The organism is Burkholderia sp. CCA53, from assembly GCF_001685525.1.
Taxonomy (GTDB): domain Bacteria; phylum Pseudomonadota; class Gammaproteobacteria; order Burkholderiales; family Burkholderiaceae; genus Burkholderia; species Burkholderia multivorans.
In genome coordinates this window covers 26,638-43,962 of sequence record NZ_BDDJ01000001.1, presented here as the reverse complement: position 1 = coordinate 43,962, position 17,325 = coordinate 26,638, and the positions used below count along the sequence as shown (strand labels likewise).

17 protein-coding genes and 2 tRNA genes are annotated in these 17,325 nt (G+C 67.2%); 10 read left to right on the top strand and 9 right to left on the bottom strand.

The window, feature by feature from the left end:
- Positions 1–103: 103 nt before the first annotated feature.
- A tRNA-Leu gene (locus BCR55_RS00295) sits at positions 104–190 on the bottom strand.
- Between the two features lie 250 nt (positions 191–440).
- Here BCR55_RS00295 and rnr point away from each other — a divergent pair.
- The 6 genes from rnr (at position 441) to BCR55_RS00265 (ending at position 7,639) form a co-directional block, all read left to right on the top strand.
- On the top strand, positions 441–2,897 hold the full coding sequence (gene rnr, locus BCR55_RS00290; protein WP_006400209.1) for a ribonuclease R: 2,457 nt from the start codon (positions 441–443) through the stop codon (positions 2,895–2,897).
- 142 nt (positions 2,898–3,039) lie between these two features.
- Entirely contained in the window at positions 3,040–3,783 is a 744-nt protein-coding gene (gene rlmB / locus BCR55_RS00285) for a 23S rRNA (guanosine(2251)-2'-O)-methyltransferase RlmB (RefSeq protein ID WP_006400207.1), read from the top strand.
- A gap of 118 nt (positions 3,784–3,901) precedes the next feature.
- Positions 3,902–4,777, top strand: a complete 876-nt coding sequence (locus BCR55_RS00280; RefSeq protein WP_045594347.1) for an N-acetylmuramoyl-L-alanine amidase — start codon at positions 3,902–3,904, stop codon at positions 4,775–4,777.
- Positions 4,778–4,864: 87 nt separating this feature from the next.
- Entirely contained in the window at positions 4,865–5,560 is a 696-nt protein-coding gene (gene rpiA, locus BCR55_RS00275; protein ID WP_065494003.1) for a ribose-5-phosphate isomerase RpiA, read from the top strand.
- Positions 5,561–5,840: 280 nt separating this feature from the next.
- Positions 5,841–6,557: a FadR/GntR family transcriptional regulator gene (locus BCR55_RS00270; RefSeq protein WP_006400204.1), complete on the top strand. Its 717-nt coding sequence runs from the start codon at positions 5,841–5,843 to the stop codon at positions 6,555–6,557.
- Between the two features lie 95 nt (positions 6,558–6,652).
- Positions 6,653–7,639, top strand: a complete 987-nt coding sequence (locus BCR55_RS00265) for a Gfo/Idh/MocA family protein (protein ID WP_065494002.1) — start codon at positions 6,653–6,655, stop codon at positions 7,637–7,639.
- A gap of 40 nt (positions 7,640–7,679) precedes the next feature.
- Here BCR55_RS00265 and BCR55_RS00260 read toward each other — a convergent pair whose 3' ends face one another.
- The 7 genes from BCR55_RS00260 to BCR55_RS00230 all read right to left on the bottom strand — a co-directional run bounded on the left by BCR55_RS00260 (position 7,680) and on the right by BCR55_RS00230 (position 12,999).
- Positions 7,680–8,372 carry an amino acid ABC transporter permease gene (locus BCR55_RS00260; protein WP_006400202.1) on the bottom strand — a complete coding sequence of 231 codons (693 nt, stop codon included), beginning with the start codon at positions 8,370–8,372 and terminating at the stop codon, positions 7,680–7,682.
- A gap of 128 nt (positions 8,373–8,500) precedes the next feature.
- Entirely contained in the window at positions 8,501–9,295 is a 795-nt protein-coding gene (locus BCR55_RS00255) for a cystine ABC transporter substrate-binding protein (RefSeq protein WP_006400201.1), read from the bottom strand.
- A gap of 101 nt (positions 9,296–9,396) precedes the next feature.
- The gene (locus tag BCR55_RS00250; protein WP_006400200.1) at positions 9,397–10,434 is read right to left on the bottom strand and encodes a quinone-dependent dihydroorotate dehydrogenase; all 1,038 of its coding nucleotides are present in this window, start codon (positions 10,432–10,434) and stop codon (positions 9,397–9,399) included.
- Positions 10,435–10,578: 144 nt separating this feature from the next.
- Positions 10,579–11,409: an arginyltransferase gene (locus tag BCR55_RS00245; protein WP_006400199.1), complete on the bottom strand. Its 831-nt coding sequence runs from the start codon at positions 11,407–11,409 to the stop codon at positions 10,579–10,581.
- 33 nt (positions 11,410–11,442) lie between these two features.
- Positions 11,443–12,207 (bottom strand): leucyl/phenylalanyl-tRNA--protein transferase, encoded by a 765-nt coding sequence (gene aat, locus BCR55_RS00240; protein WP_006400198.1) that lies wholly within the window; start codon positions 12,205–12,207, stop codon positions 11,443–11,445.
- Positions 12,208–12,215: 8 nt separating this feature from the next.
- Positions 12,216–12,761, bottom strand: coding sequence for an NUDIX hydrolase (locus tag BCR55_RS00235; protein ID WP_006400197.1), 546 nt, complete (start codon positions 12,759–12,761; stop codon positions 12,216–12,218).
- A gap of 161 nt (positions 12,762–12,922) precedes the next feature.
- Positions 12,923–12,999: transfer RNA gene (locus BCR55_RS00230), tRNA-Met, on the bottom strand.
- A 194-nt stretch (positions 13,000–13,193) separates the two neighbouring features.
- On the opposite strand from BCR55_RS00230, the gene BCR55_RS00225 reads away from it, so the two are divergent.
- The 3 genes from BCR55_RS00225 to BCR55_RS00215 are packed head-to-tail and all read left to right on the top strand — an operon-like array spanning position 13,194 to position 15,215.
- Complete coding sequence (locus BCR55_RS00225) at positions 13,194–13,691, top strand: heme-degrading domain-containing protein (protein ID WP_006400196.1); 498 nt, start codon at positions 13,194–13,196, stop codon at positions 13,689–13,691.
- 9 nt (positions 13,692–13,700) lie between these two features.
- The gene (locus BCR55_RS00220; protein ID WP_370445547.1) at positions 13,701–14,033 is read left to right on the top strand and encodes a multidrug efflux SMR transporter; all 333 of its coding nucleotides are present in this window, start codon (positions 13,701–13,703) and stop codon (positions 14,031–14,033) included.
- Positions 14,034–14,066: 33 nt separating this feature from the next.
- Positions 14,067–15,215, top strand: a complete 1,149-nt coding sequence (locus BCR55_RS00215) for an enoyl-CoA hydratase/isomerase family protein (protein WP_065494001.1) — start codon at positions 14,067–14,069, stop codon at positions 15,213–15,215.
- A 167-nt stretch (positions 15,216–15,382) separates the two neighbouring features.
- On the opposite strand, the gene BCR55_RS00210 is transcribed toward BCR55_RS00215, so the two are convergent.
- Complete coding sequence (locus tag BCR55_RS00210) at positions 15,383–15,811, bottom strand: hypothetical protein (RefSeq protein WP_006400193.1); 429 nt, start codon at positions 15,809–15,811, stop codon at positions 15,383–15,385.
- Between the two features lie 343 nt (positions 15,812–16,154).
- Between BCR55_RS00210 and ssuD the strand changes: the two genes are divergently transcribed.
- Positions 16,155–17,312 (top strand): FMNH2-dependent alkanesulfonate monooxygenase, encoded by a 1,158-nt coding sequence (gene ssuD / locus BCR55_RS00205; protein ID WP_006411728.1) that lies wholly within the window; start codon positions 16,155–16,157, stop codon positions 17,310–17,312.
- Positions 17,313–17,325 lie beyond the last annotated feature (13 nt).

Genomic DNA, 17,325 nt, shown 5'->3' with positions numbered 1-17,325 from the left:
GCAAGCGCAGCCCTTCGAGTCCTCGCGCAAAGCGCGCAGGCGCTTTGCTTCCTGGGCTCAAAATGAAAAAAGGCCGGCTGAGAGCCGACCCTTTTAAAACAGATGGTGCCCAGGAGAGGACTCGAACCTCCACGGTGTTGCCACCGCTAGGACCTGAACCTAGTGCGTCTACCAATTCCGCCACCTGGGCACGTTTGCAGTAGCTGCTTGCTGCAAAGAAGCGAAATTATAGCGCCCCAATTATTCGTGTCAACATTTTTTTGCGATGCGCCGCAGGGCGGCACGCCGCCGCGTGCGGCGGCGCGACTCGGCGTCATTTTGCGACACGGCCGGGTGATAGAATGAGCCGCCGCCGTCACTATAGAACTGTCTGACGGACACTTCTATGTTGATGCCGTGCACCATCTGTCAACGCAACGAGAACAATCATCGACAAACCCTTGAGCAAATATCCGTACCCCATTCCGAGCCGTGAAGAGATTCTCGGCGTGCTGCGTACGAGCGACGCGCCGCTGGCCGCCAACGACATCGCGGAAGCGCTGTCGATCAAGCGCCAGGAGCGTGAAGGGTTCTTCCGGCGCGTCGCCGCAATGGAGCGCGACGGCCAGATCCGGCTCGACAAGCGTGGCCATTACCAGCTGACCCATCCGTCCAATTTCGTGGCCGGCCGCGTGCAGGGCCATCGCGACGGCTACGGCTTCGTCATTCGCGACGACGGCCAGGACGACCTGTTCCTGCCGAACGGCGAAATGCAGAAGGTGATGCACAACGATCGCGTGCTCGCGCGGATCGTCGGCTACGACCGCCGCGGCCGGCCCGAAGGGCATGTGGTCGAGGTCACCGAGCGCGCGAACAAGCGCGTGATCGGCCGTCTGCTCAACGAGAACGGCGCGCTGATCGTCGCGCCCGAAGACAAGCGCATCGGCCACGACATCCTGATCACGCAGAACGTGAAGAAGGCGAAGGTCGGGCAGGTGGTCGTCGTCGAGCTGACCGATTTTCCGAGCCGTCATTCGCAGCCGCTCGGCCGCGTCGTCGAGGTGCTCGGCGACATCGACGATCCGGGCATGGAAATCGAAATCGCGGTGCGCAAGTACGGCGTGCCGCACGAATTCAGCCCGGCGGCGCTCGACGAGGCCGCCGCGCTGCCCGACAAGGTGCGCCCGGCCGATCTGCGGTTCCGCGTCGACCTGCGCGACGTGCCGCTCGTGACGATCGATGGCGAAGACGCGCGCGACTTCGACGATGCCGTCTACTGCGAGCCGACGAAGGTCGGCCGCGGCGACGGCTTTCGGCTCATCGTCGCGATCGCCGACGTGTCGCACTACGTCCAGCCGGGCAGCGGGCTCGACGCGGACGCACTGGAGCGCAGCACGTCGGTGTATTTCCCGCGCCGCGTGATTCCGATGCTGCCGGAGAAATTGTCGAACGGCCTCTGCTCGCTGAACCCGCAGGTCGACCGCTGCGTGCTTGCATGCGACATCGTGATCACGGCGCGCGGCGAGATCAAGGCGTATCAGTTCTATCCGGCCGTGATCCACTCGGCCGCGCGTCTCACGTATACGGAAGTCGCGGCGGTGCTCGCCAACACGAAGGGGCCGGAAGCCGCGCGTCGCGCGGAGCTGCTGCCGCACCTGCAGAACCTGTACGGCGTGTACAAGGCGCTGTTCGCGGCGCGCCAGAAGCGCGGCGCGATCGACTTCGACACGACCGAGACATACATCGTCTGCAACGCGCAGGGCAAGATCGAGCAGATCGTCCCGCGCCAGCGCAACGACGCGCACAAGCTGATCGAGGAATGCATGCTGGCCGCGAACGTCTGCGCGGCCGACTTCCTGAAGCGCAACAAGCATCCGGGCCTGTACCGCGTGCATGCAGGGCCGACGCCGGAGAAGCTCGAGAACCTGCGTGCGTTCCTGCGCGGGATGGGCCTGACGCTCGGCGGCGGCGAGACGCCGCACGCGAGCGACTACGCGGCGCTGATGGCGCAGATCCGCGACCGGCCCGACGCGCAGATGCTGCAGCCGATGCTCCTGCGCTCGATGCAGCAGGCCGTCTACAGCCCCGACAACATCGGTCACTTCGGTCTCGCGTACGACGCCTACGCGCACTTCACGAGCCCGATTCGCCGCTATCCGGACCTGCTCACGCACCGCGCGATCTACGCGATCCTGTCGGGCAAGAAGTACGTGCCGAAGGCACCGGAAGGGTTCGAGCTGAACACCGCGCTGTCGCCGCGCGCCCGCGCGATGCAGCAGGCGGACGACGAAGCGCGCAACCGCTCGCGCAGCAACACCGCGATCTGGGAAGAGCTCGGCCTGCACTGCTCGGCGAACGAGCGCCGCGCGGACGAGGCGTCGCGCGACGTCGAAGCCTGGCTGAAGTGCTATTTCATGCGCGACAAGCTCGGCGAGGAGTACGGCGGCATGGTGAACGGCGTCACGTCGTTCGGCATCTTCGTGCAGCTCGACACGCTGTTCATCGAAGGGCTCGTGCACGTGACGGAACTCGGTTCCGACTACTTCCAGTACGACGAGATCAAGAACGAGCTGCGCGGCGAACGCACGGGCATCCGCTATCGGCTGTCGGACCGCGTGCGCGTGCAGGTGAGCCGCGTCGATCTCGACGCGCGCAAGATCGACTTCCGGCTCGTGCGCGACACGCCGGTGAAGGCGCCGCGTCCGGTCGTTGCGCCGACACCGGGCGCCGAGCGCGGCGGCCCGCGCGTGCGCGCGCTGCCGTCCGCGGAAGAATCGGCGCCGCATCACAAGAAGGCCGCGAGTGCGCCGAGCGCCGCGGTGAAGGAAGCGCGCGCGGCGCGCGCAGCCGCTAAGAAGAAGGGCGGCACGGCGGCGAAGGCCCCCGCGAAGAAGGTGCGCGCCCGCAAGAAACACTGAGCGTGCGGGGCGCAATGCGCTCCGCCGTATCGAAAGACGCCGCGTCGCCGGTCACGTGCCGGCCACGCGGCGCTTTCCTTTTCCATGGATCGCGGCTGCGCGCGTCGTGCGGCCGCACGTTTGATCGAAGGTTGTTCCAGTCATGTCACGTCTGAAGGTTCTTTACGGTTTTCATGCGGTGACCGCACGCTTGCGGCACGATGCAGCGACGGTGGTGGAGGTGCTGTACGACCAGACGCGTCGCGATCGCCGCATGCAGGACTTCCTGCACGCCGCGAAGGAAGCGGGCGTGCGGCTGATCGCAGCCGACGAGACGCGTCTGTGGGGGCTCGCGCATACCGAGCGTCACCAGGGGGTCGTCGCGCGCGTCGAAGACCTCCCGCTCGCGCAAAACCTGTCCGAGCTGCTCGACGGCATTCAAGGGCCGGCGCTGTTGCTGGTGCTCGACGGCGTCACCGATCCGCACAACCTCGGCGCGTGCCTGCGCGTCGCCGATGCGGCCGGCGCGCACGCGGTGATCGCGCCGCGCGACCGTGCGGTCGGCCTGAACGCAACGGCTGCGAAGGTCGCGAGCGGCGCCGCCGACACCGTGCCGTACATCACGGTCACGAACCTGGCGCGTGCGTTGCGCGAGCTGAAGGAAGCCGGCGTGTGGATCATCGGCACGTCGGACGAAGCGTCGGCGACGCTGTACGACACGAAGCTCGACGGCCCGGTCGCGATCGTGATGGGCGCCGAAGGCGAGGGCATGCGCCGGCTCACGCGCGACACGTGCGACGAAGTGATGAGCATTCCGATGGCGGGCAGCGTCGAAAGTCTGAACGTGTCGGTGGCGAGCGGCGTATGCCTGTACGAAGCGGTTCGGCAGCGGCGGGCGAAAGGCTGACGCGTCTGCCGCGCCGCACGAGGCATCGCCCGCGTCTGCCGCGCCGCGAGCGCGCAGCACGATGCGCATCGCGCGCCCGCAAGCGCAGCGGCGCGCGTTTTCTTCCGGTTCTCATTCGATGACATCGTTTCGCGTCGGCGCGTCGTGCGCCGCCTTGTGCCTGCTTGCCGCGTGCGCGTCGCCGTCGCTGGTCGAACGCGGCAGCTACTATGCCGATACGAGCCTGCACGCGCGCGGCGCCGATTCGCGGATCCGCTTTCTCGTGATGCACTACACCGAAAGCGACGAGGCGAAATCGCTGCGCACGTTGACGGGCGATACGGTCAGCGTGCACTACGTGGTGCCGGCTCATCCGCGCAGCGAGCGCGGGCAGCCGGTCGTCTATCAGCTCGTGCCCGAAGCCCAGCGCGCCTGGCATGCGGGCGTCAGCGCATGGCAGCAGACGACCGAACTGAACGCGGCATCGATCGGCATCGAGAACGTGAATCGCGGCCCGCTCGATCCGCAGCAGCGCACATGGCAGCCGTATCCGCCGGAACAGGTCGATGCGCTGATCCGGCTGTCGAAGGACATCGTCGCGCGTTACGGCATCGCACCGACGCGCGTGGTCGGGCACAGCGACATCGCACCGCAACGCAAGATCGATCCGGGCCCGCTGTTTCCGTGGCGCGCGCTCGCACAAGCCGGCGTCGGCGCGTGGCCCGACGACGCGACGGTCGCCGCGCGGCTCGCGGGCCGCGACCCGCATGCGCCCGTCGACGTGCGCGAGCTGCAGGCGAAGCTCGCGCGCTACGGCTACGACGTGCCGATCGACGGCGTGCTCGACACGCGCACGCGCCGCGTGTTTTCGGCGTTCCAGATGCACTTTCGCCCGTCCGACTATGCGGGCGATGCAGATGCCGAGACGGACGCGATCGCGCAGGCGCTGCTCGACAAGTATTTCCCGGGCCAGCCGCCGATGGATGGCGCGCGGTCCGACGTCGATCCGCAGTGAGCGACCGGCGCGCCGAAAACGGGCGGCCGCTTGCGCGAGTCCGGTAAACTGGCGGTTTTTCCGCAATCCTGCAGCATCATCCATCCCATGACTCAAGACGAACTCAAACGCCTGGTCGGCCAGGCCGCCGCCGATTACGTGATCCAGAACGTGCCGGAGGGCGCGGTGATCGGCGTCGGCACCGGCTCGACGGCGAACTGCTTCATCGACGCGCTCGCGGCCGTCAAATCGCGCTATCGCGGCGCCGTATCGAGCTCCGTCGCGACGACCGAGCGCCTGAAGTCGCACGGCATCGCCGTGTTCGACCTGAACGAAGTGGAGTCGCTGCAGGTGTACGTCGACGGCGCCGACGAGATCGACGCGAGCGGCGCGATGATCAAGGGCGGCGGCGGTGCGCTGACGCGCGAGAAGATCGTCGCGTCGGTCGCCGACACCTTCGTCTGCATCGCCGACGCGAGCAAGCGTGTGCCGGTACTCGGCGCGTTCCCGCTGCCGATCGAAGTCGTGCCGATGGCGCGCACCGCGATCGGCCGGCGCGTGACGGCGCTCGGCGGCGTGCCGATGCTGCGCGTGACGAAGGACGGCGCGCCGTACATCACCGACAACGGCAACGAAATCCTCGACGTGAAGGGGCTGCAGATCGCCGATCCGCGCGGTTTCGAGGCGCAGGTCAATGCGTGGCCGGGCGTCGTGACGGTCGGGCTGTTCGCCGCGCGCGGCGCGAATCTGTGCCTGCTCGGCACGGAACACGGCGTCGAGACGATCGTTTATCCGGCGCATTGAAAAACGTCGGCGTGCAATCGGTCAGAACGCGCACATAGCCGTAATGGATTGCATGTTTAAATCTTGAAAAAATCATGGCCCGGCAGGCGCAGCGCGCTTCCCGGGCTTTTTTTGAGGCCGTATAAATCTCCGCGTCAAAAAGAGGGATAACCCTGTCAGGTGTTTACCAGATAGCGGAATGGCGTCGAACTCATCAACTTATAGATCATAAGAACAGTCGTAACCAGGGCCGGCGGAACTGCGGAGCAGGTTTTCGCAAATCGACGCACGGGGAGGTGTCATGGAGCAGGGCAAAGACCGGTCACTGGTCGCCAAAGTGATGGATGGACTTGTCACGGGTATCGTCGAGGACAAGTATGGCGGCATCCTGCCGCCGCAGGACGTGCTATCGAAAGAGTTCGACGTGAGCCGCACGGTGATGCGCGAAGCATTGTCGATGTTGCTGGCGCGCGACATGCTCGACGTGCGTCCGAAAGTCGGCACGCGCGTGCGTCCGATGCGCGACTGGCGCATGATCGACGAAGACGTCGTCAGCTGGCGGTTCCGGGCGAAACCCGATCCGCAGTTCATGCGCGACGTCATCGAGTTCCGCATGCTGATCGAGCCGCGCGCCACCGCGCAGGCGGCCGTGCGTGCGACCGCGACCGACATCGCCGGCATCCGTGAGGCGTTCGAAGCGTTCAAGGTGCTGGAGCCCGGCGATCCCGGCTACGACACGGCGGACGAACTGCTGCATACGCGGATCGTGCAGGCGAGCGGCAACCAGTTCTTCCAGCAGATGGCGGCGATCGTGCGCGGCGCGGTGCGGCTCGTCAATCCGCGCGTCGTGCAGAAGGAAGGCGCGCATGAGGTCGCGGTGCAGGCGCATGCGCGCGTCGTCGACGCGATCGAGCGGCGCGATCCGCGCGAGGCGGAAGCCGCCGCGCTCGCGCTCATCGATTTCAGCGCGGACGAGATCTCGCGCGACTTCTCGGTCGAAGTGCCCGTGCGCGCGTGAGCGCGTTGCCGATCCGGATGCCGGCCCGCCGTTTATCATGACGGCCTGCCGGCGTCGTGCCGGCCGTTGCTCCACGACCGACACGGAAAATCCGGATGAACGACCTCGACCAGCGCCCGGTGCGCTTCGGCATCATCGGCGCGGGCGGCATCGCGCGCCGCTTCGCCCAAAGCCTCGCGCACGTACCGGGCGCCGCGCTTGCCGGCGTATGGGCACGCCGCGCGGACGCGGCCGCCGCGTTCTGCGCGGCCTGCGGCGGTACGCCCGCGGCCAGCGTCGACGCGCTGCTCGCGTCCGACATCGATGCCGTCTACATCGCGACGCTACATGACAGCCACGCGGAGTACGCACTCGCCGCGCTCGCGGCCGGCAAGGCCGTGCTCTGCGAAAAGCCCGCGACGCTGAACGCGGTGCAGCTCGATGCCGTGCTGCGCGCCGCACACGCCGCCGGGCGGCTGTTCATGGAAGCGATGAAGCCGCCGTTCTTTCCGCTCTACCGCCGGTTGCGCGCACATCTGAACGCCGATCCGATCGGCGAGATCCGGCTCGTGCGGGCAGGGTGCGCATCGTCGACGGTGCCGGCCGAGCATTCGGTGTACCGGCTGGATCGTGCGGGCGGCGCGCTGCTCGATATCGGGATCTACGAAGCCTTTCTGGCCGTCGACTGGCTCGGGGCACCCGTCGACGTGCAGACGCTCGGCCGTCTCGGCCCGACCGGCGTCGACGTGTTCGCAAGCCTGAACAGCCGCCACGCGAACGGCGGCATCGCGCAGCTGTTCTGCGGGCGCGACGTGATGGGGCGCGGCGATGCGCTGATCGCGGCGGCCGGCGGCCACGTGACGATCCACGAGAAATGGTGGAATCCGGCGCGCGCGACGATTCGCTATGCAGACGGCCGCACGGTCGAACTCGATGCGCCGTTCGAAGGCGGCGGGCTCAACTATGAAACCGGGCACTTCTGCGAATTGCTGCGTGCCGGCGAGATCGAAAGCCCGATCGTCACGCATGCGCATTCGCGGCAGATGATCGCGATGACCGACGCGGCACGCGCCGCGCTCGGTGTCCGTTATCCGAACGAGTGACGGTGCGGCGCGCGGCGCAGCGCGTGCCGCGCGGCCGCGGTCAGTGCCGTGCCGGCAGCGACAGGCGCTTCTCGTACCAGCGCTGCACCCACTCGAGGATCTGGCATAGCACCCAGTAGATGGCCGCCGCAGCGAGATAGAGCGGCAGCGGCTGATAGGTCGCGGCGATCATTTCCTGCGCGCTGCGCAGCAGCTCGGTCACGGTGATGACGGACACGAGCGAGGTGTCCTTGATCAGGCTGATCAGGCTGTTCGACAGGCTCGGCACCGCGATGCGCAGGGCCTGCGGGCCGATCACGTAGCGCAGCGTCTGCCCCCACGACAGCCCGAGACTGTACGCGGCGAGCCACTGGCCGCGCGCAATCCCGTTGATTGCGCCGCGCATGCTTTCGGACATGTACGCGGCGACGTTCGCGGACAGCGCGATCACGCCGGCCGGCGTCGGATCGAGCGAGATGCCGAGGCTCGGCAGGCCGTAGTAGATCACGAAGATTTGCACGAGCAGCGGCGTGCCGCGCATCAGGCTGACGTAGGCGCGCGCGAGCCACGCGAGCGCATTGACCCAGATGCGCTCGAAGCCTTCCAGCGGTTCGCCTTGCCGGATGCCCATCATCGCCAGCACGACGGCGCCGAGCAGGCCGAACACCATCGACAGCACGGCGAACTTGACGGTCAGAACGGCGCCCTGGGCGAGCACCGGCAGCGATTGGACGAGCAGGGACGTGGTCGACATGGAGTACGGAACGGATGCGTGCGCGAAAGCGCAATCATAAACCGGACGAATAAAACAAAGGGCGGCATCGTTGCAGATGCCGCCCTTGTCGGTCCGCCGTCAGGCGGCGCGCGGAGGCCGGAGGGCGCTTACTTCAGCGGCTTCGTCACGTCGATGCCGAACCACTTGTCCGAGATCTTCGTGAACGTGCCGTCGGCTTCGAGCTGCGTCATCGCGTCGTCGATCGCCTTCTGGAACTTCGGGTTGCCCTTCTTGAACGGAATGCCCGACGGATTCGCCGAGCCGACGTTCGCGCCCGGGCGCAGCGGCAGCTGCGAATTCTTCGTCAGGTATGCGAGCATCAGGCGGTCGTTGAGTGCCGCGTCGAGACGGCCGGCCGCGAGGTCGCGCAGATACTCGGGCGCGCCCGGATACGTCTTCACGTCGATGCCCGGCACCGACTTCGCCATGTCCATGTAGTTCGTGCCGAGCGCGACGCCGAGCTTCTTGCCCTTCAGGTCTTCGAGCGACTTGAACTGGCGCGTGTCGTCCTTGCGCTGGATCAGCTGCGCGGACGAATACGTATAAGCCGGCGAGAAGTCGAGCGTTTCCTTGCGCTTGTCGGTGATGCCGACCTGGTTGACGATCACGTCGAACTTGCCGGCCTGCAGGCCGGCGATGATGCCGCTCCATTCGGTCGTCACGAATTCCGGCTTCACGCCGAGCTTCGCGGCGACGGCCTTCGCGATGTCGACGTCGAAGCCGACGAGCTCGCCTTGCGGGTTCTTCGAATTGAACGGCGGGAACGTGCCCTCGAGGCCGATCCGCAGCGTGCCGCGTTGTTTGACCTGGTCGAGGAGGTCGGCCGCATGCGCGGTCGCGGCGGCGAACGACGTGCCGATCAGACCGGCAACCAGCAGCTTCTTCAGCAGCGCAAATTTCATCGTGTGAGCTTCCTTGCCCCGGCGGGGCTCATGATCTGACAATGGCGTCGATCATAGCAAAAATACAATCGACGTCTAAATATCGTTTGTTTATGCCTATATTACGCGGCACGCTCGCGCGCGATCGCCTTCACGCATTCGGCCACGAGCGCCGGGCCACGATAGATGAAGCCGGTATAGAGCTGGACGAGCGATGCGCCGGCCGCGAGCTTCGCGCGCGCATCATCGCCCGAGAAAATGCCGCCGACGCCGATGATCGGCACCGCGCTGCCGACTTCCGCGTGCAGCTTGCGAATCACCTCGTTCGACGCATCGAACACCGGGCGGCCCGACAGCCCGCCCGCTTCGTCCGCGTGCGGCAGGCCTTGCACGGCGGCGCGCGACAACGTCGTGTTGGTCGCGATCACCGCTTCGATCTTGTGGCGCAGCAGCGTATCGGCGATCGCCTTGACCTGTTCGTCGTCGAGATCGGGCGCGATCTTCAGCGCGAGCGGCACGAGCTTGCCGTGCAGGTCGGCCAGACGCTGCTGCTTGTCCTTCAGTGCAGCGAGCAGCGCGTCGAGTTCGCCCGCGCCCTGCAGCTGGCGCAGGTTCTTCGTGTTCGGCGACGAAATGTTGATCGTCACGTAGCTCGCGAACGGGTAGACGCGCTCGAGGCAGTACAGATAGTCGTCGGCGGCGCGCTCGATCGGCGTGTCGGCATTCTTGCCGATGTTCAGGCCGAGGATGCCGCGATAGCGCGCGGCCTGCACGTTCTTCACGAACTGGTCGACGCCGTGGTTGTTGAAGCCCATCCGGTTGATCAGCGCCTCGGCCTGCGGCAGGCGGAACATCCGCGGGCGCGGATTGCCGGGCTGCGCGCGCGGCGTGACCGTGCCGACCTCGATGAAGCCGAAACCGAGTGCCGCGAGGCCGTCGATGGCCGCGCCGTCCTTGTCGAGACCGGCCGCCAGGCCGACCGGGTTGCGGAACGTGAGGCCCATCACCGTACGCGGCGCGTCGGGCACGCGCGCCGACAGCGCGCAGGCGAGGCCCGTGCGGCCGGCGGCGCCGAGCGCGCGCAGCGTGAGGTGGTGAGCGTCTTCCGCATCCATCTTGAACAGGGATGCGCGGGCCAGCGGATAGAGGGAACTGAACACGGGAATTGGGCGGACAGCCGGAATGAATGACAACCCGCTATTTTACCGGGAGTTGTGCGGCAGAGGCGGGCTTTGGTCCGGCGTGCTCGCGCGCCGCGATCTTTGCGCGCTGTCCCGTGCGCAAGCGGCGGCGCCGCGTACCGCTCACACCGAGCCGGTGTGACCGCCGGGCAGCGGCGCGCGCGCGAGTGCGGCGTCGACGGGCGGCAGATCGACGCGCGCCGGGTCGAGCACCTTCCAGCGGCCGTCGATGAGTCCTTCGAGCGGATGGAAGTTGGCCTTGTACGCCATCTTCGGGCTTTCGCGGATCCAGTAGCCGAGATAGACGTACGGCAGGCCGAGGCTCTTCGCCTGTTCGATCTGCCAGAGGATGTTGTACGTGCCGTAGCTCGTATGCGGATCGTCGGGCTCGAAGAACGTGTAGACCGACGAGAGCCCGTCGCCGAGGATGTCGATCATGCTCACCATCCGCAGCTTGCCGGGCTCGCCGTCCGGCGCATCGGGATCGCGGAATTCGACGAGACGCGAATTGATCCGGCTTTGCAGCAGGAACTGCTCGTACTGGTCGCGGCTGTCGCGGTCCATGCCGCCGCCCGCGTGGCGCGCCGACTGATAGCGCATGTAGAGCGCGTAGTGATCTTCGTCGTAGTGCAGCGGCGATACGGTCGCGACGAGCGCGCGATGCCGCTTCCACATCCGGCGCTGCGTGCGCGACGGCGCGAACGCGGCGACCGGCACGCGAACCGGCACGCAGGCGCGGCAGCCGTCGCAGTACGGCCGATAGGTGAACACACCCGAGCGGCGAAAGCCGGCCTTCACGAGCTCGGTGTAGATGTCGGAGTTGATCAGATGGCTCGGCGTCGCGACTTGCGAGCGCGCGATACGGCCGTCCAGATAGCTGCACGGATAGGGCGCCGTTGCATAGAATTGCAGCGCCGAAAGCGGTGAAAGCGGCAGCTCAGTCGGGTGAGTCATGGGCAGCTCTCGATGCAGGGATGGAGTGCCGCGCTAGCGCTCGATCCCGGAAGGGGCCGCCGGCTCGGTGCGGCCCGTCAGCGCGGCGAGCACGCGCTTGTCGAACTGCCACGGAATCGGCGGTTCGGCCACCGCGCGGCGCACGTGAGCGACAAAGGCCTTGCGTGCGATCTCGCGGCCGCCGAGCGACGCTAGATGCGACGTATTCTGCTGGCAGTCTATCATCTCCAGCCCGTGCTCGCGAAGGTGGGCGACGAGCGCGGCCAGCGCGATCTTCGAGGCGTCGGTGACGTCCGCATACATCGACTCGCCGAAGAACATCTGCCCGAACGCGACGCCGTACAGCCCGCCGACGCGCCGTCCGTCGTGCCAGGTCTCGATGCTGTGCGCATTGCCGGAGCGATAAAGCGACGTGTACGCGTCGATGATCTCGGCCGTGATCCACGTGCCGCGCTGCCCGCGGCGCGGCGCCTGCGCGCACGCACGCATCACGCCGCGGAAGTCGTGATCGACGCGCACTTCCCATGCGGGATCGCGCAGCACGCGCTTGAGCGTCTTCTTCAGCGACGGCGATACCTTGAACTCGTCCGGCACGAGGATCATCCGCGGGTCGGGGCTCCACCACAGCACGGGCTGGCCGTCCGAATACCACGGGAAAATGCCGCGCAGATACGCGTCGATGAGCCGCGACGGCAGCAGATCGGCGCTCGCGGCAAGCAGGCCCGGCGCGCCGGTCGCAGGTCCGAGCGCGCGTTCGACGGGCGGAAACGGATCGTCCGGGCCGAGCCAGGGAACCATGGGCCGATTCAGCCGTTGCGCAGCGAGCGGAAGATGTCGCCGGTGTGTACGCCGTAGTCGCCGGTCGCGCGATCGGCGAAGAAGAAGCGCAGCGTCTGGCTGACCGTCGGGAACGCGATCTCGTCCCACGGGATGTCGGCTTCGTCGAACAGCTTGACCTCGAGGCTTTCCTCGCCGGCCTCGAATTCCGGATCGACGAGCCGCGCCAGATAGAACAGATGCACCTGGTGCACGTGCGGCACGTTCAGCAGCGTGAACAGGTTCTGCACCTCGACGCGCGCGCCGGCTTCCTCGAGCGTTTCGCGCGCGGCCGCCTCGGCGGTCGTTTCGCCCATCTCCATGAAGCCCGCGGGCAGCGTCCAGAATCCGTAGCGCGGTTCGATCGCACGGCGGCACAGCAGCACCTGTTCGCCCCATACCGGCACCGTGCCGACGACGTTGCGCGGATTCTGATAATGGATCGTGCCGCAGTGATCGCAGACGAAGCGCTCGCGGTTGTCGCCCTGAGGGATGCGCGCGATGACTTCGTGGCCGCAGACGGAGCAGAATTTCATGTCGAATGGAAGGGACGAGGTGATTGCGAGTGTATCACCGGGGCGGCGCATTCTCGAACGCGCGCATCGGGCGCGCGGCGGTGCGCGCGCGACGGACCGAAACCGCACGGAAAACAAAAAGCCCGGCGCGGGGCCGGGCTTTCTGCGGAAATCGGGACGCTTGGTTGCGGGGGTAGGATTTGAACCTACGACCTTCGGGTTATGAGCCCGACGAGCTGCCAGACTGCTCCACCCCGCGTCCGTCGAAAGATTGAATTATAAGGAGTAACCCGAGCGCGTGCAAGCACTTTGTGAGAATCGCGTTCGAAAGGCGGCCGGGGTCGGGACGCGCGACGCGTGCGCTAGAATCGAGCGGTTTGTGTCGTCACTCCGGCAGCGGGGCCGCGATCGCCGCGGCGCCGTTGCGATTCTCATTACAGCATCGACGGATTCATGGACATCGCTCACGATCTGCAATCGATCGGCGCGCAGGAACAAGCGCTCGTGTTTCCCCACTTCGATCCGGCGCGCGCGTGGGCGCTCGGCAACCGCATGCATGCGCTCGCCGCGTCGCGCGGGCACGCGGTCGCGATCGACATCGTCACATTCGGGCACCCGCTGTTCTTCTCGGCGCTGCCCGGCGCCACGCCGGACAACGCCGACTGGGTGCGCCGCAAGCGCAACGTCGTCGCGCATTTCCGCCGCAGTTCTTATGCGATCGGGCTGCGCATGCAGCAGGCCGGCACGACGCTCGCCGACAAGCACGGCCTGCCGCTCGCCGAATACGCGCCGCACGGCGGCGCGTTTCCGCTGACCGTCGCGGGTGCCGGCGTGATCGGCTCGGTCACGGTGTCGGGACTGCCGCAACGGCTCGATCATGAATTCGTCGTCGAAACGCTGTGCGCGGAGCTCGGTCAGGACTACGGCGTGCTGGCGCTCGCGAGGAGCTGAACGATGCAGCTGCCCGGATACGCCTGGCTCGCGATCGCGATCGTCGCGGAAGTGATCGGCACGTCGGCGCTGCGCGCGGCGGACGGCTTCACGCGCTTCTGGCCGTCTGCGCTCGTCGTCGCCGGTTACGGCGTCGCGTTCTACTGCCTGTCGCTGACATTGCGCACGATGCCGGTCGGCATCATCTATGCGGTGTGGTCGGGCGCGGGCATCGTGCTGATCACGCTCGTCGCGATGCTGCTGTACCGTCAGGTGCCCGACCTGCCGGCGGTGATCGGCCTCGGTCTGATCATCTCGGGCGTCGTGGTGCTGAACCTGTTCTCGAAGATGCAGGCGCACTGAACGTGCGCACGATTGCCCGATAGATAGACGCTCATGACCGACACCGCTTCCGTTTCTCCCGAATCCGCCCAGCCCGACGTGCGTGCGTATGTCGCGAACCGCATCGGCTTTCTCGAACTGAACCGGCCGAAGGCGCTGAACGCGCTGTCCGTCGCGATGATCCGCACGATGCAGCAGGCGCTCGATGCGTGGCGCGACGATCCGGACGTCGTCGCGGTCGTCGTGCACAGCCCGCATCCGCGCGCGTTCTGCGCGGGCGGCGACGTACGGTTCTTCCATGAAGCATGGCAGCGCGGCGACCGCGACGCGGTCGACGCGTTCTTCATCGAGGAATACACGCTCAACCACGCGATCTTCACCTATCCGAAGCCGTACATCGCGCTGATGCACGGTGTCGTGATGGGCGGCGGGATGGGTATCTCGCAGGCCGCGCGGCATACGGGCGGCCTGCGCGTCGTCACCGATTCGACGAAGATGGCGATGCCCGAAACCCGCATCGGACTGTTCCCGGACGTCGGGATGAGCTGGTTCCTGGCCCGTACGCCGGGCATGATCGGCCGCTACCTCGCGGTGACGGGCGCGACGCTCGACGCGGCCGGCGCGCTGGCCGCGCAGCTTGCCGACGTCTACCTGCCCGACGCGGCGTTGCCGGCGCTGATCGACGCGCTGAAGGGCACGCGCTTCGACGACGGGGCGCAGGCGGTCGCGTGCGTCGCCGATGCGGCGGCCGCGCACAAGGTCGTACCGACGCCGGATACCTCGGCGCTCGCCGACGCGCGCGCCGGCATCGATCGGCATTTCGCGCAGCCCGACATCGGCGCGATCGTCGCGTCGCTCGAGGCGGAGCAGGACTGCGCGGCCGTCGACGGCTGGGTCGAGAAGGCGACGCATGCGATGCGCAGCGAGCTGTCGCCGCTGTCGATGGCCGTGTCGCTCGAAGTCGTCGACCGCGCGCGCGGCGCGACGATGGCCGAATGCCTGCGACGCGATCTCGATCTCACGCGCTCGACGTTCGCGCGCGGCGACGTGATCGAGGGCGTGCGTGCACTGATCGTCGACAAGGATCACCGGCCGGCATGGCGGTTCAAGTCGATCGCCGACGTCGATCGCGCGGACGTGCTCGCGATGTTCGACAGCCCGTGGACGCCCGACACGCATCCGCTGCGTCATCTGAAGGACTGAATGCGCGGTGCCGCGCGAAGCGGCGCATCGAAATGAAAAGGCCGCCTGTCGATGCAGGCGGCCTTTTCGTTGGTGGGCGTTGGAACGCGCGGTACGTTGTTCGGCGATCGGCGATCGGCGATTGGTGGCCGACGGGCGCTCGAACGCGCGCGGCCGTGCGTTGCCGATCAGTCTTCGCCGGCGTCGTCCGACATGAACGCGCGCATGAACACGAGCGCGCCGAAGCCCCAGATCGCATTGGCCGCGAAGCCGGCCGCGAGCACCGGCATCATGTTGCCGGACGGCCAGAGGCCGCGCAGCGGATCGATCGCGAACACGCGCGCGGCGGTCAGCACGATTCCGCCGAACAGCAGCGCGCCGATCCACGGCGCCTCGCGCTCCGGCGACACGCGCAGCAGCCACGCCATCGGGATCGCGATACACGCGCTGATCAGCGCGTTGGCGACAAATTCAGGAATACCGAGCGGCGCGAACGGCTGCGTCGAGAAGCCGGCCGCGGCGATCAGATCGGCCGTATGCAGCAGCGCCAGCGTCGCTTCGCGGAAGAACAGGGCGGCCAGGAAGCCGGAGAGGAAGGGCAGGATGACTTTCTGCATCGGTCGGTAGTGTGTGCTGCATGCGCGTGCGGCGAAGCCGGATGCGCGCGGTTGTTCGGACAGGGCGTCATTATAGGGCCGGGCCGGCGCATATTCGCTGCAGCGTCGCGCTAATCACGAAAGCGGAAAACCTAAGCTCAAAAAAATCGTTCCAAAGCCGCGCCTCGGTCCCTAGACTGATTTCCCAGAAGCCGCCGTGCATCCGCGCATTCGCCCGCCGCACGGCCCGACCGGCGAACCATCCCGATTCGAACGCACACCATGCATGCGGCGCCGACGCGCGCCGCGAGCAGGGCGACGTTTTATCTCAATTCTGGCAAGGACAGTCACGCAGGAGCAGCAGATGAATGTGTTCTGGTTTATTCCCACGCACGGCGACAGCCGCTACCTCGGCACGGCCGAAGGCGCACGCGCCGCGGACTACGACTACTTCCGGCAGGTTGCCGTCGCGGCCGACACGCTTGGCTACGAAGGCGTGCTGCTGCCGACCGGTCGCTCGTGCGAGGACGCGTGGGTCGTCGCGTCGAGCCTGATTCCGGCAACGCGGCGGCTGAAGTTCCTGGTCGCCGTGCGGCCCGGCATTGCGTCGCCGGGGCTGTCCGCGCGGATGGCCGCGACGTTCGACCGGCTGTCCGGCGGCCGTCTGCTGATCAACGTCGTGACGGGCGGCGATGCGGCCGAGCTCGAAGGCGACGGGCTGTTCGCCGATCACGATACGCGCTACGAGATCACCGACGACTTTCTGCACATCTGGCGCGGGCTGCTCGCCGCATCGCACGACAACGACGGCTTCGACTATATCGGCAAGCATCTGCGCTCGAAGGGCGGCAAGGCGCTGTATCCGCCGGTGCAGCGTCCGCATCCGCCGCTGTGGTTCGGCGGTTCGTCGCCGGCCGCGCATGCGATCGCGGCCGACCACATCGACACCTATCTGACCTGGGGCGAACCGCCCGAGGCCGTCGCGAAGAAGATCGCCGATATCCGCGCGCGAGCGCAGGCGCGCGGGCGCGAGATCAAGTTCGGCATTCGTCTGCACGTGATCGTGCGCGAAACCGAGGACGAAGCGTGGCGCGACGCCGACCGGCTGATCAGCCGTCTCGACGACGACACGATCGCGCGCGCGCAGCAGGCCTTCGCGAACATGGACTCCGAAGGGCAGCGCCGGATGGCCGCGCTGCACGGCGGCAAGCGCGGCGGCCGCGAGACGCTCGAGGTGTATCCGAACCTGTGGGCCGGTGTCGGCCTCGTGCGCGGCGGGGCGGGCACGGCGCTCGTCGGCAATCCGGAGCAGGTCGCGGAGCGCATGCGCGAATACGCGGCGCTCGGGATCGATACGTTCATCCTGTCCGGCTATCCGCATCTCGAAGAGTCGTACCGTTTCGCGGAACTCGTGTTCCCGCTGATCAAGGGCAAGCAGGCGCAGCGTCCGACCGGACCGCTGTCGGGGCCGTTCGGCGAGATCGTCGGCAACAGCTATCTGCCGAAGACGAGCCAGAGCTGAGCGAATGGAGGCT

What these genes read in the sequence shown, in the direction of transcription:
- BCR55_RS00270 (WP_006400204.1), top strand. Translation starts at nt 5,841, where the DNA reads ATGGAGCAGGGCAAAGACCGGTCACTGGTCGCCAAAGTGATGGATGGA.
- BCR55_RS00225 (WP_006400196.1), top strand. Translation starts at nt 13,194, where the DNA reads ATGGACATCGCTCACGATCTGCAATCGATCGGCGCGCAGGAACAAGCG.
- BCR55_RS00265 (WP_065494002.1), top strand. Translation starts at nt 6,653, where the DNA reads ATGAACGACCTCGACCAGCGCCCGGTGCGCTTCGGCATCATCGGCGCG.
- BCR55_RS00255 (WP_006400201.1), bottom strand. Translation starts at nt 9,295, where the DNA reads ATGAAATTTGCGCTGCTGAAGAAGCTGCTGGTTGCCGGTCTGATCGGC.
- rpiA (WP_065494003.1), top strand. Translation starts at nt 4,865, where the DNA reads ATGACTCAAGACGAACTCAAACGCCTGGTCGGCCAGGCCGCCGCCGAT.
- BCR55_RS00210 (WP_006400193.1), bottom strand. Translation starts at nt 15,811, where the DNA reads ATGCAGAAAGTCATCCTGCCCTTCCTCTCCGGCTTCCTGGCCGCCCTG.
- aat (WP_006400198.1), bottom strand. Translation starts at nt 12,207, where the DNA reads ATGGTTCCCTGGCTCGGCCCGGACGATCCGTTTCCGCCCGTCGAACGC.
- BCR55_RS00245 (WP_006400199.1), bottom strand. Translation starts at nt 11,409, where the DNA reads ATGACTCACCCGACTGAGCTGCCGCTTTCACCGCTTTCGGCGCTGCAA.
- BCR55_RS00215 (WP_065494001.1), top strand. Translation starts at nt 14,067, where the DNA reads ATGACCGACACCGCTTCCGTTTCTCCCGAATCCGCCCAGCCCGACGTG.
- BCR55_RS00260 (WP_006400202.1), bottom strand. Translation starts at nt 8,372, where the DNA reads ATGTCGACCACGTCCCTGCTCGTCCAATCGCTGCCGGTGCTCGCCCAG.
- BCR55_RS00235 (WP_006400197.1), bottom strand. Translation starts at nt 12,761, where the DNA reads ATGAAATTCTGCTCCGTCTGCGGCCACGAAGTCATCGCGCGCATCCCT.
- rlmB (WP_006400207.1), top strand. Translation starts at nt 3,040, where the DNA reads ATGTCACGTCTGAAGGTTCTTTACGGTTTTCATGCGGTGACCGCACGC.
- BCR55_RS00280 (WP_045594347.1), top strand. Translation starts at nt 3,902, where the DNA reads ATGACATCGTTTCGCGTCGGCGCGTCGTGCGCCGCCTTGTGCCTGCTT.
- ssuD (WP_006411728.1), top strand. Translation starts at nt 16,155, where the DNA reads ATGAATGTGTTCTGGTTTATTCCCACGCACGGCGACAGCCGCTACCTC.